Annotated in this window: 16 protein-coding genes; 10 read left to right on the top strand and 6 right to left on the bottom strand. The window is 74.1% G+C overall.

Annotation, left to right across the window (positions count from 1 at the left end; all coding sequences use genetic code 11):
* Positions 1–2: 2 nt before the first annotated feature.
* On the bottom strand, positions 3–593 hold the full coding sequence (locus ACFVVU_RS04235; protein ID WP_387788330.1) for a maleylpyruvate isomerase N-terminal domain-containing protein: 591 nt from the start codon (positions 591–593) through the stop codon (positions 3–5).
* Between the two features lie 124 nt (positions 594–717).
* Between ACFVVU_RS04235 and ACFVVU_RS04230 the strand changes: the two genes are divergently transcribed.
* Positions 718–1,377 (top strand): NAD(P)-dependent oxidoreductase, encoded by a 660-nt coding sequence (locus tag ACFVVU_RS04230; protein WP_380684181.1) that lies wholly within the window; start codon positions 718–720, stop codon positions 1,375–1,377.
* 77 nt (positions 1,378–1,454) lie between these two features.
* Here the strand turns inward: ACFVVU_RS04230 and ACFVVU_RS04225 are convergent, their stop codons facing one another.
* A complete protein-coding gene (locus ACFVVU_RS04225) occupies positions 1,455–2,237 on the bottom strand; it encodes a dioxygenase (RefSeq protein WP_380684180.1) in 783 nt (260 codons plus the stop codon).
* Positions 2,238–2,369: 132 nt separating this feature from the next.
* Between ACFVVU_RS04225 and ACFVVU_RS04220 the strand changes: the two genes are divergently transcribed.
* Positions 2,370–2,885 carry a MarR family transcriptional regulator gene (locus tag ACFVVU_RS04220; protein WP_355368711.1) on the top strand — a complete coding sequence of 172 codons (516 nt, stop codon included), beginning with the start codon at positions 2,370–2,372 and terminating at the stop codon, positions 2,883–2,885.
* Between the two features lie 24 nt (positions 2,886–2,909).
* Here ACFVVU_RS04220 and ACFVVU_RS04215 read toward each other — a convergent pair whose 3' ends face one another.
* Positions 2,910–4,166: an RNA polymerase sigma factor gene (locus ACFVVU_RS04215; RefSeq protein WP_387788502.1), complete on the bottom strand. Its 1,257-nt coding sequence runs from the start codon at positions 4,164–4,166 to the stop codon at positions 2,910–2,912.
* Between the two features lie 104 nt (positions 4,167–4,270).
* Positions 4,271–4,645, bottom strand: a complete 375-nt coding sequence (locus ACFVVU_RS04210; protein WP_387788329.1) for a YciI family protein — start codon at positions 4,643–4,645, stop codon at positions 4,271–4,273.
* A 157-nt stretch (positions 4,646–4,802) separates the two neighbouring features.
* Here ACFVVU_RS04210 and ACFVVU_RS04205 point away from each other — a divergent pair, with 157 nt between their 5' ends.
* Positions 4,803–5,264 (top strand): hypothetical protein, encoded by a 462-nt coding sequence (locus ACFVVU_RS04205; protein WP_380684178.1) that lies wholly within the window; start codon positions 4,803–4,805, stop codon positions 5,262–5,264.
* 16 nt (positions 5,265–5,280) lie between these two features.
* Complete coding sequence (locus ACFVVU_RS04200) at positions 5,281–5,646, top strand: nuclear transport factor 2 family protein (protein ID WP_387788328.1); 366 nt, start codon at positions 5,281–5,283, stop codon at positions 5,644–5,646.
* A gap of 75 nt (positions 5,647–5,721) precedes the next feature.
* Here ACFVVU_RS04200 and ACFVVU_RS04195 read toward each other — a convergent pair whose 3' ends face one another.
* Positions 5,722–6,849, bottom strand: a complete 1,128-nt coding sequence (locus ACFVVU_RS04195; protein ID WP_380684176.1) for a hypothetical protein — start codon at positions 6,847–6,849, stop codon at positions 5,722–5,724.
* 88 nt (positions 6,850–6,937) lie between these two features.
* Between ACFVVU_RS04195 and ACFVVU_RS04190 the strand changes: the two genes are divergently transcribed.
* Positions 6,938–7,450 carry a GNAT family N-acetyltransferase gene (locus tag ACFVVU_RS04190; RefSeq protein WP_380684175.1) on the top strand — a complete coding sequence of 171 codons (513 nt, stop codon included), beginning with the start codon at positions 6,938–6,940 and terminating at the stop codon, positions 7,448–7,450.
* 61 nt (positions 7,451–7,511) lie between these two features.
* Here ACFVVU_RS04190 and ACFVVU_RS04185 read toward each other — a convergent pair whose 3' ends face one another.
* Positions 7,512–8,570 carry a fatty acid desaturase family protein gene (locus ACFVVU_RS04185; RefSeq protein WP_387788327.1) on the bottom strand — a complete coding sequence of 353 codons (1,059 nt, stop codon included), beginning with the start codon at positions 8,568–8,570 and terminating at the stop codon, positions 7,512–7,514.
* A gap of 181 nt (positions 8,571–8,751) precedes the next feature.
* Between ACFVVU_RS04185 and ACFVVU_RS04180 the strand changes: the two genes are divergently transcribed.
* From ACFVVU_RS04180 to ACFVVU_RS04160, 5 genes are all read left to right on the top strand, one after another.
* Entirely contained in the window at positions 8,752–10,251 is a 1,500-nt protein-coding gene (locus ACFVVU_RS04180; protein ID WP_387788326.1) for a DUF2079 domain-containing protein, read from the top strand.
* A 151-nt stretch (positions 10,252–10,402) separates the two neighbouring features.
* Positions 10,403–10,843, top strand: a complete 441-nt coding sequence (locus ACFVVU_RS04175; protein WP_355368697.1) for a GntR family transcriptional regulator — start codon at positions 10,403–10,405, stop codon at positions 10,841–10,843.
* Between the two features lie 18 nt (positions 10,844–10,861).
* The gene (locus ACFVVU_RS04170; protein WP_380684172.1) at positions 10,862–11,791 is read left to right on the top strand and encodes an ABC transporter ATP-binding protein; all 930 of its coding nucleotides are present in this window, start codon (positions 10,862–10,864) and stop codon (positions 11,789–11,791) included.
* Positions 11,788–12,813 (top strand): ABC transporter permease subunit, encoded by a 1,026-nt coding sequence (locus ACFVVU_RS04165; protein ID WP_387788325.1) that lies wholly within the window; start codon positions 11,788–11,790, stop codon positions 12,811–12,813. Before ACFVVU_RS04170 ends, ACFVVU_RS04165 begins: the two co-directional genes overlap by 4 nt.
* Positions 12,814–12,952: 139 nt before the next feature.
* Positions 12,953–14,287 (top strand): FAD-dependent oxidoreductase, encoded by a 1,335-nt coding sequence (locus ACFVVU_RS04160; RefSeq protein ID WP_387788324.1) that lies wholly within the window; start codon positions 12,953–12,955, stop codon positions 14,285–14,287.
* Positions 14,288–14,296 lie beyond the last annotated feature (9 nt).

Genomic DNA, 14,296 nt, shown 5'->3' with positions numbered 1-14,296 from the left:
ATCTACTCGACGGCCGCCCGCCAGCTCCAGGAGGTCCGGCGCGGGCGGCCTTCGAGATCACCGCGGCCGGTGCACCAGAGCAGCACCTCCACCGGATCCCCGGCGGGCGCGTCGGGGAAGAGCCGGGCCAGCACGGCCGTGGCGAGCCGCTCCGGGGGCCGCCAGTCCAGGCCGAGTCCGAGGGCGATGTCATGGGTGTGCACCAGGGTCTCGGTGACGCCCATCGCGGCGAAGCCGGCCGGGTCGCACGGCCCGTGGTGGTACGCCCGCAGGGTGGGCGGGGCCGCGTCCAGGGCGGTGGCCAGCAGCTGCGCGCAGGCCGTGACCACGGTCAGCACCTCGGCCGGACCGGCCTCCGGGTGCACCGTCAGGTCCAGCGGCAGGTAGCGGTCGGCGGGCCGGGCGGCGAGCTGGCCGGCGTAGGCGAGCAGGTCGTGCGCGATGTGGGCGGCGGTCTCCCAGCAACTCCACTCCAGCAGTCCGGCGGGTGCCTCCCAGCGGGCGCCGCCGGCCTCGGCGGCGGGCCCCAGGATGGCCGTCAGCTCGCCGAGCGCCGCCCGGACGTCATCACCGTTCAACGGACGATCAGTCATCGGCCCACCGTCTCACCCGTTCCCGCGTGTCCGCCAGGGTGCCGCCCGCCCCGGGTGCTACTGCTGGCTCCGGATCCCCACCCGGCCGCCCTCCCGCCGCCCCGGAGAACAGGTAGGTACCCCCATGGCCAGCATCGCCGTGTTCGGCGCCAACGGCACCATCGGCAGCGCCGTCGTCGCGGAGGCCGCCGCGCGCGGCCACCGGGTGACGGCGGTCGTCCGCACCCCGTCCCGCTTCGACGCCGCGCGCTACCCGGCGGAGGTGTCCGTCGAGCGCGGCGACGTGCTGGACCCGGCGGACGTGGCCCGGGTCGCGGCCGGGCAGGACGCCCTGGTCAGCGCGGTCGGCGGCGGCGACGGCCCGGGCCACCGGGCGCTGATCGAGCCGGCCGCCCGGACGCTGGTCGAGGGGCTTCGCCGGCTCGGCGGCGAGGCGCCCAGGCTGATCTCGGTCGGCGGCGCGGGCAGCCTGGAGACCGCGCCCGGCACCCGGGTCTGGGACACCCCTGGCCTGCCGGAGGCGGTGCTGGAGATCATGCACGCGCACGGCGACGCGCTGGAGTACTACCGGACGGTCGCGGACGTGCGCTGGACGGTGCTCAGCCCGGCCGCGCAGATCGGCCCCGGGGAGCGTACCGGCGGCTACCGCACCGCGCTGGAGCAGCTGCTCACCGACGCGGCGGGGGAGAGCCGGATCTCGGTGCCGGACTACGCGGTGGCGCTGGTCGACGAGATCGAGCAGCCCGAGCACATCGGCGAGCGCTTCACCTGCTGCGCCCTCTGACCGGCGCGACCAGGCCGACCGCGCCGGCCGACCGCGCCGGCCGACCGCGCCGGCCGGGCCGGCGGCGGGCCGGGCCGTCAGCCGAGCTGGATCGAGCGCTTCGCCAGGCCCATCCAGAACCCGTCGATCACCGTGCGCTGGCCCGCCAGTTCGTCCTCCGCCGCGCCGAGCGTGACGAACAGCGGGGCGAAGTGCTCGGTGCGCGGGTGGGCGAGCCGCCCGGCCGGGGCCTTCTGCTCGAAGTCGAGCAGCGCGTCGAGGTCCTGGGCCTCCAGCGCGCGCCGGCCCCAGTCGTCGAACTCGGCCATCACCGAGGTGACCCGGCCGTCGCGGCTGAGCGCCCGCAGGTTGTGGGTGAAGAAGCCGCTGCCGACGATCAGCACGCCCTCGTCGCGCAGCGGGGCGAGCCGGCGGCCGATCTCCAGCAGCCGCTGCGGGTCCAGGGTCGGCATGGAGACCTGGAGGACCGGGATGTCCGCCTCCGGGAACATCTCCACCAGCGGGACGTACGCGCCGTGGTCGAGGCCCCGGTCGGGGATGTCCTGGACGGGCGTCCCGGGGGCGCGCAGCAGCTTGCGCACGCGCTCGGCGAGCTCCGGTGCGCCGGGGGCGGCGTACTGGACGCGGTAGTAGTGCTCGGGGAAGCCCCAGAAGTCGTAGACCAGCGGCACGGTGGTGACGGCGCCGAGCGCGAGCGGGGCCTCCTCCCAGTGCGCGGAGACCATCAGGATCGCCTTGGGACGCGGCAGGCCGGCAGACCAGGCGGCCAGCTCACCGGGCCAGATCGGGTCGTCGGCGAGCGGCGGCGCGCCGTGCGACAGGTAGAGGGCGGGCATGCGCTCGGGGGCGGCGGTGCTCATGGCGACTGTTCTCCTCTGACCCTCGGGGGTGGTGCTCAGCGGCTGGATACGGGCCGGTAGTTCAAATTTGAACCCGACGTTTTAGACCGTACACCTTCGTTCGAATTTGAACAATAGGAGTACGATCACCCCATGCCCTCCACCTCGTCCGCACCTTCGGCGCCCCCCTCCGCCGCCTCCCCGTACGAGCCCCGGTGGCTCGACGAGGAGGAGATGGCCGCCTGGCGGAGCTTCGTCACCGCGAGCAACCTGCTCAACCGTCGCCTGGAACGCCAGCTCAAGGAGGAATCGGGCCTCTCCCACACCCAGTACGAGATCCTCGTCCACCTCTCCGCCGCCCCGGCCGGCTCGCTGCGCATGACCGAGCTGGCGGACATCCTGGTCACCTCCAAGAGCGGGCTGACCTACCAGGTCACCCAGCTGGAGAAGATGGGTCTGGTCGGCCGCCGCTCCTGTCCCAGCGATGTGCGCGGCGTCTTCGCCGAGCTCACCGAGCAGGGGAGCGAGATGCTGCGCGAGGCCGCCCCCGGCCATGTCGCCCTGGTCCGCGAACTGCTCATCGACGTGCTCACCCGGGAGCAGCTGGCCGTGCTCGCCGACGGCCTCGGCCAGGTCAGCGCCCGGCTGCGGCTCGACGACGCCCTCTGAACCCCCGGCAACCCTCGGTAATCCTCAGCCCTCGAACCCTCCACCCTCGTCCGCTCGGGCTGCTGCCGCCTCGGCCGCCTCCGCCGCCTTGGCGAGCAGCAGCTCCCGCTCCCGGACGTTGCGGGTGAGCCCCGCCGCCCGCTCGAACTCCGCCCGCGCCTCGGCGCCCCGCCCCAGCCGCGCCAACAGGTCGCCCCGGACGCTGGGCAGCAGGTGGTACGCGTGCAGTGCCGGCTCGGCCGCCAGCGCGTCCACCACCTCCAGCGCCGCAGCCGGTCCCTCGGCCATCGACAGTGCCACCGCCCGGTTCAGCTCCACCACCGGGGACGGCGTCAGCGCCATCAGCCGGCCGTAGAGCACGGCGATGGTCGCCCAGTCGGTGTCCTCGTAGCGCGCGGCCCGGGCGTGGCAGGCGGCGATCGCGGCCTGCACGGAGTACGGCCCGCCGCCCGCCCGCCCCAGGGCGGTGAGCCCGCGCCGGATCAGCAGCCGGTCCCAGCGGGCGCGGTTCTGGTCGGCGAGCAGTACCGGCTCACCGCCCGGCCCGGTGCGGGTGGCCGTCCGGGAGGCCTGGAACTCCAGCAGCGCCGCCAGCCCGTGCGCCTCCGGCTCCGCGGGCATCAGCGCGGCCAGCAGCCGGGCCAGCCGCAGCGCGTCCTCGCAGAGCGCGGGCCGCAGCAGGTCGTCCCCGGCGGTCGCCGAGTAGCCCTCGTTGAAGATCAGGTAGACGACCTCCAGCACGGAGGAGAGCCGGGCCGCCCGCTCGTCCCCGTACGGGACCTCGAACGGTATCCCGGCCTGCGCCAGCGTCCGCTTGGCGCGCACGATCCGCTGGGCCACGGTCGGCTCGGTGCTGAGGAAGGCCCGGGCGATCTCGGCCGTGGTCAGCCCGCCGAGCAGCCGCAGGGTGAGCGCGATCCGGGCCGGCGCCGACAGCACCGGGTGGCAGACGGTGAAGATCAGCCGCAGCAGGTCGTCGTCGATGTCGTCCGGCCCGGACGGCGGGACGTCCTCCAGCGCCCGCCCGACCTCGGCGAGCTTGCGCGCGTAGGTCTCCCGGCGGCGGACCAGGTCGATCGCGCGGTGCTTGGCGGTGGCCATGAGCCAGGCGCCCGGACGGTCCGGGACGCCCGACTCGGGCCACTGCTCCAGGGCGGCGACCAGCGCGTCCTGCGCCAGCTCCTCGGCGATGCCGACGTCGCGCACGATCCGGGTGACCCCCGCGATGATCCGCGCGGACTCGATCCTGAAGACGGTCTCGACCGTCCTGGCCGCCTCCACCGCCCCCGCCGTCCGCGCCGGCTCGGCCGTTCCCGCGTTGCGCTCCGTCACGATCACCCATCAGAGCAGCCGCCGCCCACCGCGGCAAACCACCGCCCCGTCGGTCACGCCTCCGGGGACGCGGCGCCCTCGTCGAGCTGGCGCAGCTCGGCGCCGACGTGCCAGTGCGCCGGGTGCGTCTCCAGGAAGCGCCGGGTCCACTCGATCGCCTCGGCCTTGTCCTTGCACTGCATGAGCGCGTAGCCGCCCACGACCTCCTTGGTCTCGGTGAACGGGCCGTCGGTGCAGCTCACCTTCCCGCCGTCCCAGAGCAGCCGGGTGCCCTCCTTGGTGGGCAGCAGCCCGGCGGTGTCCAGCATCACCCCGGCCTTGGTGATCTCCTCGAACAGGGCGCCCATCCGCTGCTCGAAGCCGGGGTCGGAGCGGAATTCGGAGGCCTGCTGCTCGTCGATGCGGATCAGTGACAGGAAACGCGGCATGGCGGCTCACTCCTCGTCGGTGTGCGGGCGGGGCCTCTCCCCGCCTCTCACCCCTGCGTCGAACGGGCGGCGGCCGTTTCGACAGCCGGCCCGGAAATTCTTCCGGGCCTCCTCCCGGCCGGTCACCGGCTCCGTGGTTTCATGATCGAATACTGGCATGATCGGTGAACTCCTGCTCGAACTCCTGCCGGATGTCGTGACCGACTCGCTGTTCTCCCGGCGGCGCGATCGTCGCGAGCGCGCCGAGCTCGACCGGATGCACACGTCGTTCCACTTCGGCCACCCGGTGCGGTTCGAGGCCCGGGTGATCGGCAAGCTGCCCTACTGCGACCCGGCCGGCGCCTTCCTGCACGCCACCCCCACCGGCCTGCGACTGACCCGGACCCACGCGCAGGACGCGCCGGACCTGCCCGGCGGGCCGCTCCCGGTGGACGTCCTGGAGACGGTGGCCGTCCGCCCCCGCCGCTCGGGCGACCCGCGTGAGGTCCTGCGCTCCTGGCACCTCGTCGAGTGCCGCGACGGCGACGCCACCGTCCTGATCGCCTGCGAGCCCGAGCACCTGCCGTTCGTCCTCTCGCCGCTCCGCTCCACCGGTTCCCTCCCCGAGTCCACTCCGTAGCGGGGAGGATGGGGGCATGACCATCGATCACGCTTTCGCGCAGCGGTTCGCCGAGGAGTGGGTGGCGGTGTGGAACGCCCGCGACCTGGAGGGCGTCCTCGCGCACTACACCGACGACGTCGTCTTCGTCTCGCCCCGGGTCGTCAGCTTCCTCGGGGACCCGTCGGGGGAGGTGCGTGGCAAGGACGCGCTGCGGGCGTACTGGGGCAAGGCCCTGGCGCTGCTGCCCGACCTGCACTTCACTCTGGACTCGGTGCGGGTCTCGGTCGACACGATCGTGCTCGACTACCGCAACGAGCGCGGCGTGGCCGTCGCGGAGGCGCTGACCTTCCGGGACGGCCTGGTCTGCCGCGGCTTCGGGGCGTACGGGCCGGAGAGCTGACGCGGGGTCGTCGCACAGCACGGGAGGGGTGCGCGGAACGCACCCCTCCCCGTACTGCCACGGAACCGGCGGGGCCTACCGCCCCTGCCCCGCCCCGGAGTTCTTCGCCGGCCGCAGCTCGGCCGCCAGCGGCTCCGCCTTGGCCCGCTTCACCGCCAGCGCGCGGGCCAGGTCGAAGGCCGCCACCGGATCCTCCTGCTCGCTCCACGGCCGCGCGCCGCACCACGGCCCGATCGCCCGGAACTGCTCCAGCGCGACCCCGTAGGCGTCCGCCTCGCCGGCGAAGTGCGCCAGCAGGTGCCGCAGCTGCGGCAGCCGCTCGTCGTCCGGCCGGACCTGCCGGAGCTGGGCGGCGAGGTTCTCGATGCGCCACTTGGTCTTGTCCGCCGTGATCGTGCCAGCGATGCTGCGTCGCTCCTCCAGCTCCGCGAGGGCGTGCAGGTAGATCCCGCCCAGCGGGCTCCCGGGCGGGGCCGCGTCCATGGCACGCTCCGCGAAGGCCAGCATCTGCTTGTCGGAGCCGAACCACTTCTCGCACCAGTACTGCATGGCCTGCCAGTGGCCGTCGTAGTGGTACCAGGCGCGCTTCATCAGCTCGTCCCAGGCCTCCTGGAACCGCTCCGGGGTGAACTGCGCCCCGCGTGCCGCCGTCACGATCACCACCCACGGACCCGGGTTCGCCGGGTCCAGCAGGGCTGCCCGGCGGGCCGCCTCGATCGCGGCCGGCAGCAGCTCGCGGAAGGCGTTGATCGCGTCGTCGCCGACCTCGCCGCGGTAGCCGGAGCCGCGCACCTCCCAGGCGCGGTGCACCATCAGCTTCGCCTCCAGGGTGGCGGCGTCGCAGTTGCCGGGCTCGGCGGAGCGCCAGGCGCCCAGCCAGCCGTCCCCGTCGCCGGCGATCGCGGCCAGCAGGCCCAGCCGCTCCCACCGCTCGTCCCAGTTGTCGCCCGCCTCGGCGACGTGGGCGGCCGCCGGGCGCCAGTCCCCGGCCCAGGCCGCGTCGGCGATCGCCTGCGAGCGCTTCCGCCGCTCCAGCGGGGCGGGCGGTCCGGACCGGGTCGGGTCCAGCCGCTCGCGCGGCGGCATGCCGTACGCCGCCGGGTCGAAGCCGTCCCGGGCCCACTTCAGATGGCGCTTGCGGCGGACGATCCGGTAGACGACGTAGCCCACCAGGAAGATGACGAGGATCAGCAGACGTATCACGACGGCGAATCATCCCCGGTGGGAGGTGGTGCGTGCAAAGCCGAAAACGGTTCGCCGAATGCGGCGTCTCATGGAAGCATCCGCGCGTATGGGGACGATTCTGCACGGCACGCACGTCACGCTCCGCCCGGCGGTCGCCGGGGACATCCCGGCCCTGGTCGCGATCCGCCGCACCCCCGAGGTCTACGTCCGCTGGCGCGGTGGCGAGGACCTCACCGACGCCGTCACCACCGATCTCGCCGAGTCCGACACCGAGACCTTCGCCATCGAGGCCGAGGGCCGGCTCGTCGGCGCCGTCCAGTGGTACGCCAACGACGACGACGAGTACCGCCACGCCGGTCTGGACATCTACCTCGACCCGGCCTGCCACGGCCGCGGCTACGGCACCGACGCCGTGCGCACCCTGGCCCGCCACCTGGTCGGCCACCATCGCTTCCACCGGCTGGTCATCGACCCGGCGGTCGACAACCTGCCGGCGATCCGCTGCTACGAGAAGGTCGGCTTCCGCCCGGTGGGCGTGATGCGCCGGTACGAGCGCGACGCCGACGGCGGCTGGCACGACAACCTCCTGATGGACCTGCTCGCCGAGGAACTCCTCTGAGCGGCGGCGGCCGAGACGCTCGGTCGGGGCCGTTCGGCCGGGCGCGCCCGGCCGGGGCCGCTCAGTGGTCCGCGCGCAGCGGCTCGCCGGTGCGGTGGAGGTGGGCGAAGATCTCGCGGTAGGAGCGGAGCAGCCCGGTCTCGTGGTACGGGATGCCCTTCTCCGCGCAGAACCGGCGGGTGATCCGGGCGGCACGCGGGAGCGCCGGGGTCGGCATGCTGGGGAAGAGGTGGTGCTCCACCTGGTAGTTGAGGCCGCCCATCAGCGTGTCGAGGACGGGGTTGCCGCGGACGTTGCGCGAGGTCAGCACCTGGCGGCGGAGGAAGTCCAGCCGCATCTCCGGCGTCACCATCAGCATGCCCTTGTGGTTCGGCGCGAAGACGCAGCCCAGGTAGACGCCGAGCAGGGCCTGGTGGACGGCGAGGAAGGCGACCGCCTTCCCGGCCGGCAGGGCGGTGAAGACGGCCCCGAAGTAGGCCGCGAAGTGCAGGACGAGCAGGCCGCCCTCCAGCCCGGGGCGCTTCAGGTACGGGGCGCGCAGCGCCCGGAAGCTGTTGTAGCTGAGGTTGAGGCCCTCCAGCAGGAGCAGCGGGACGAACAGGAAGGCCAGTCGCCTGCCGATGAACCGGGCGACCCCGCGTGACTGCCGGGCCTGGTCCTGCGACCACACCACGATGTCGGGCGCGACGTCCGGGTCCCGGCCCTCGTGGTTGGGGTTGGCGTGGTGGCGGGTGTGCTTGTTCATCCACCAGCCGTAGCTCATGCCCATCAGCAGGTTGGCGACGATCCGCCCGCCGAACTCGCTCCCGCGACGTCCTCCGATGACCTGGCGGTGCGCCAGGTCGTGGGCCAGCAGGCCGAGTTGACCGAAGACGACGGCCATCGCGGCGGCCAGAACGAGCTGCTTCCAGGTGTCGCCCAGGGCGAACAGGGCGTACCAGCCGCCCACGAACGCGGCCAGCGTGACGCCGAAGCGGACCGCGTAGTAGCCGGGGCGGCGGTCGAGCAGCCCCTCCTCGGCTATCCGGCGGGTGAGCTGGGCGAAGTCGCTGCCGTCCGGGACGCGGCGCGGGGGTGCGGCCGGGGCCGGGGGAGGAAGGGTCGTGGACTCTGGGCTCATGGCAGGAAGTCTGGTGGCCCGGTCGCCGTCCCGGAACCGGAGAAACCCCCTTCCCGAGGGGGGAGTTAACCCCCCCTTCCCGGGGTGGGCCACCCCCCTGGTGCGGTGCGCCCGGGGTTGACGTCGGCGCGGGGATTCCACCACCCTTCCACTAATCAAATAGTGAAAGGGTGGTTTGTTCATGTGGTTGCTCCGCAGGGTGCTCCGCCGCCTCCGTCGGCCCTGGGTCCTGTCCTGGGGGCTGGCCGCGCTGTTCGCGGTGCTCTACTCCTGCGTCGCCGTCAACCGGCACCGGCGCGTCCTGACCCAGGCCTACGACCTGGGGATCTTCGAGCAGGCGGTGCGCGCCTACGCGGACGGCCGGGCACCGGTCGTGCTGCTCAAGGGCCCCGGCTACCACCTGCTCGGGGACCACTTCCACCCGGTGCTGGTCACCCTCGCCCCGCTCTACCGGGCGTTCCCCGATGCCGTGACCCTGCTGCTCGCCCAGGCGGTGCTGATGGCACTGGCCGTGGTGCCGCTCAGCCGGTGGGCCCACGAGGTCGGCGGCCCGCGCCTCGCGGGCACCGTCGGCTGCCTGATCGGGCTGTCCTGGGGGATCGTCGAGGCAGTCGCCGACGACTTCCACGAGATCGCGTTCGCCGTGCCGCTGCTGGCCTTCGCGGCCACCGCGCTCGGGCGGGGGCGGTTGGTCGCGGCGGTGCTCTGGGCGCTGCCGCTGGTGCTGGTGAAGGAGGACCTCGGGCTGACCGTGGCCGCCGTCGGCGTGCTGGTCTTCCGGCGGGCCCCGCGGGGCGGCGGGATCCGGGCGCTGGGCTTCGGGGCGGCGCTCTTCGGACTCGGCGCGACGGCGCTGACCATGCTGGTGGTGCTGCCGTCGTTCAACCCCGGCGGCGACTTCGCCTACTGGGGGCAGCTGGGGGCCGGGAAGGCCGTCGGCGCGCCGTGGGAACTGGCGGGCCGGCTGGTCTGGCCGCCGCTGAAGTGGCTGCTGCTCGGGCTGGCCGCCGCGACCGCCGGGTTCCTCGGGCTGCGGTCGCCGCTGGCGCTGCTCTGCGTGCCGACCGTGGGGTGGCGGCTGATCGCCGACAACCCGCACTACTGGGGCGTGGGCTACCACTACAGCGCGGTGCTGATGCCGCTGCTGATCGCCGCCCTGGTGGACGCCCTGGAGCGGACCGGCGCCTTCGCCCGCCGGCCCGGCGCTTCCGGTCCTGCCCCCTCGGACGGGCCGCCCGCTCCCGTCGCGCCGGGCGGTGCCGCCGTTCGCCGGGCCCGGCGGGCGCTGGCCGTCGCCGTGCTGGTCGCCGTCGTGACGCTCCCGGTCTACCCGCTGCACGAGCTCGCCGCCCCCGGGGCCTGGGCCACCTCGCCCCGCCTCGCGGCGACCAGGGCGCTGCTCGCCCGGATACCCGACGGCGCCACCGTCGCCGCGTCCAACCGCCTCGCCGCGCAACTGGCCGGGCGCACCACGGTCGGCCTGGTCTGCCGAGAGCCGGTGCCGTCGTTGGCCGACGACCTGTCGGACGGTCCGCAGTGGGTGGCCGTCGACCTGGCCGACCCGAGCGTGCACGCCCCCTGCGCGATCGAGGACACCCGCCGGATGCTCGGCCGGTACGAATCGTTCGGCTACCGGCCGGTCGTGGCCGACGGCGATCTGCGACTGCTGCGTCGCCCGTAGCCGGCCAGGGCGGCCAGGGCGGCCGGGGCAGCCGGGGTGGCCGGGGCGGCCGGGGCGGATCGGAAGGTCCGGGGACCCCCGCTTCGACTTGACCACGACCTTGCGGTTTGCCACGATTCCACTAATAAACTAGTGAAAGGGTGATGCGGGTGTGATCGAATACCGCATCGAGCGGCGTAGCGGCGTCTCCACCTACCAGCAGATCGTGCAGCAGACCAAGCAGGCGCTGCGGCTCGGTGTGCTCCAGCCCGGGGACAAGCTGCCGACCGCGCGGGAGGTGGTCGAGCAGACCGCGATCAACCCGAACACCGTACTGAAGGCCTACCGCGAACTGGAGCGCGAGGGGCTGGTCGAGCCCCGGCCGGGGCTCGGCACCTTCGTCCGCCGGTCGCTCGCCCGGCCCGGGGCGGCCGCCGACGGGCCGCTGCGGGCCGGGCTGGTGGGGTGGGTCGACGAGGCCCGCGCGGCCGGACTCGACCGCGAGGACATCGCCGCGCTGATGGCCTCCGTACTGGAGCAGCGCTTCGAGACGGGCGTCCCGGCGGCGCCGCACGGGTCGACCGGGCCGGAGGGTCCGGCCGCAACGGACTAGGGAGGGCGGGGGGACCGCATGACGGACACGACATCCGTACCGGAGGGCGCGGCACCGGCCGAGGACCGGCCGGCCGTCGAGGCGGTGGGGCTGGGCAAGCGGTACCGGCGCGACCTGTGGGCGCTGCACGACTGCACCTTCACCGTCCCGGCCGGCCGGATCTGCGGCGTGGTCGGGGCGAACGGGGCGGGCAAGAGCACCCTGCTGACCCTGGCGGCCCGGCTGATCGAGCCGACCGAGGGCGAACTGCGGGTGTTCGGCGAGGCGTTGAGCACCCCGGAGTCGCGCGCCCGGGTCGCCTACGTCACCCAGGAGAAGCCGCTCTACCCCTCCTTCACGGTGGCGGAGACCCTGCGCATAGGGCGCGAACTCAACCCCGGGTGGGACGAGGAGACCGCTCAACGGGTCATCGACATGGGGGAGCTGCCGGGCCGTGCGCGCATCGGCGCGCTCTCCGGCGGCCAGCGCACCCGGGTCGCGCTCGCGCTCGCCCTCGGTAAGCGTGCCGAACTGCTGCTGCTCGACGAGCCGATGTCCGACCTCGATCCGCTCGCCCGCCACGAGCTGATGGGCGTGCTGATGGCCGAGGCCGCCGAACGCGGCACCACCATCCTCGTCTCCTCGCACATCCTTCCCGAACTCGACGGCGTCATCGACCACTTGCTGCTGGTCCAGGCGGGCCGGATCCGGTTGGCCGGCGACCTGGAGGAGATCCTGGACGGCCACCAGCTGCTCACCGGCGTCGCCGACGGGGCCGCCCTGCCCGCCGGTACCGCGGTGGAACGGCGGGTCCGGGGCCGCCAGGTCACCGCGCTGCTGCACACCGGTGAACCGGTCGACGGGCCGTGGGAGTCGACCCGGCCGAGCCTGGAGGAACTGCTGCTGGCCTACCTCCGCACCCCGCTCCCCACTGCCGTCACCGCCCCCGATCGCGAGGCCGTCGCATGAGCACCAGCACCCTGACCGGCCCGTCCGCCGAGGTCCGCCCCGCCGGTCCCTCCCGGGGCGCCTCCCGCGGACCGGGCGGCGTGCTCTGGCTGGCCTGGCGACAGAGCCGGGTGGCGGTGCGGACGATGGTCATCCCGGCGCTCCTCGCCGCGCTCGTCCTGATCGCCATGCACGCCCTCATCCAGGACCGGGTCGAGACCATGCGCCGGATCGGCTGCCTCGAAACGGGGGTGTGGGACCTCACGTGTCAGGTGCAGAGCGGGCGGATCGGGATGCTGAGCTGGATGTTCATGAACATCGTGCAGCCCGCCGTCACCGCCGTCCCGGTCCTGCTCGGCATGTTCCTCGGCGGGCCCCTGCTCGCCCAGGAGTACGAGAGCGGCACCCTGCGGATGGTGCTGGCGCAGTCCGTCGCCCCGCACCGCTGGCTGGCGGCCCGGCTCGCCGTCCCGGGCGCCGTCGTGCTGCTGCTGTCCGCCGTGCTGTCGGCGCTCACCACCTGGGTGTGGCGGTCGGACATGGTGAGGGGGACGTGGAACTTCGACCCGCCGTTCCAGGGGTTCACCTATCCCGTGCTCGGCACGGTCCCGGTCGCCTGGGCGCTGTTCGGCACGGCGCTGGGGGTGCTGGTCGGCCAACTGGTGCGGCGCACCGTCATCGCGGTGCTGGTGAGCGGTGCGGCGGTGGTGCTCGCCCATGCGGTGATGCTCGCGGTACGGCCGTTCTTCTGGCCCCTGGTCGAGGAGGAGCAGGGGTACAACAACCGGCTGGGCGGCTTCGCCCAGCCGGCCAACGCCTGGCTGGTGGAGCACGGGGTGGTGCTCGCGGACGGCACCAGGCTGACGAACGCCGAATGCGCGATCTCGTCCGAGGTCTGTGCGGCCGCGCCGACCTCCTGGGGGCGGTACCACCCGGTGTCGCACTTCGTCCCGATACAGCTCGTCGAGACCGTTCTGCTGCTGGTCCTCACCGCCCTCGTGGTGACCACCGTGTTCCGCCGGCTCACCCGGGCCGGGGTCTGACCGGACCGGCGGCCGCTCGCCGTCCGATTCCGGTCTACTGTCCGCGTGCCCTGCCGACCAGACTGGGACGGTTGCACGGCCGGGCGTGTTGTCCGCCGTGACGGAAGCCCCTGAAGGCGCGGAAGGAGCACGGCGCAGCATGACCGAAGCGACGACCGACCCCACGGACAGCACGCAGGGCGGCACGCTGGACGGCGCGGCGGATGGAGCGGCGGGCACCCCGCGGATCGCCGTCATCGGCGCCGGGCCCGCCGGCCTCACCCTCGCCCGGATCCTGCGGGTCCACGGCATCGCCGCCACCGTGTACGAGCGCGAGCCCGCCCGGGACGTCCGGGGCCAGGGCGGCACCCTCGACCTGCACGGCGACACCGGCCAACGGGCCCTGCGGGAGGCGCGGTTGACCGAGGAGTTCCGGGCGAAGGCCCGGCCGGAGGGCGAGGACTTCCGGGTCGTCGACAAACACGGCAGCGCGCACCCCGCCTTCGCGAGCCGCCCTGCCCCGGGCGCGGACACCGCGGACACCGTCGATGCCGCGGACGGCGGCCGGCCCGGGCGCCCCGAGATCGACCGCGGCGACCTGCGCGAGCTCCTCCTCGACTCGCTCGACCCGGCCGCCGTCCGCTGGGGCCACCGTCTCGAACGCGCCGAGCCGCTGGGCTCCGGCCGGCACCGGCTGCACTTCGCCAACGGCGCGGTGGAGACCTGCGACCTGCTCGTCGGCGCGGAGGGCGCCCACTCGCGGGTCCGCCCGCTGCTCACCTCCGCCGAACCCCACTACACCGGCGTCAGCCTGGTCGAACTCGGCATCCCCGACGCCGATCGCACCGCCCCGGGCACGGCCGCCGAGGTCGGCCACGGCAGCCTGTTCGCCTTCCACGACAACAAGGGCCTGGTCCTCCAGCGCAACAGCGACGGCCGGATCCGGATCTACGCGTTCTTCCGGTGCCCCGAGGACTGGCTGACGGAGACCGGCCTCGCCGCGCACGACCCGGACCGCACCCGGGCCGCCGTCGCCCGCCACTTCGCCGACTGGGCACCGGAGTTCCGCGCCGCGCTGGAGGCCTGCGACGACACCCTGCGCACCCAGCGGCTGGAGAAGCTGCCGGTCGGCCTGACCTGGCCGCGCCGCCCGGGCGTCACCCTGGTCGGGGACGCGGCGCACCTGATGTCGCCGTTCGCGGGCCAGGGCGTCAACCTCGCGATGTGGGACGCGGCCGAACTCGCCCTCGCGGTTGCCCCGGTGCTCGGCCGGTTCGCCGCGGAGGGCGCCGATGCCGTCGACGCGGCCGACGCCCTCGACACGGCCGTCGGCGGCTACGAGAAGGCGATGTTCGAGCGGGGCGCGTTCTGGGCCGGGATCTCCGCGTTCAACCACGACCGGGTGCTCGCCCCCGACGGCCACGAGAACCTGCACCTCATGGCGGGCCCGCCGCAGGGCGGCCGAGCGGACGGCGGCCGAGCGGACGGCGGGTGACCGCCTGAA

Origin of the sequence: Kitasatospora sp. NPDC057965 (assembly GCF_042887135.1) — a bacterium.
In the GTDB taxonomy this organism is placed as follows: Bacteria; Actinomycetota; Actinomycetes; order Streptomycetales; family Streptomycetaceae; genus Kitasatospora.
Note: the sequence above shows the minus strand (reverse complement) of the source record. Positions and strands in the feature narration are given on the sequence as shown.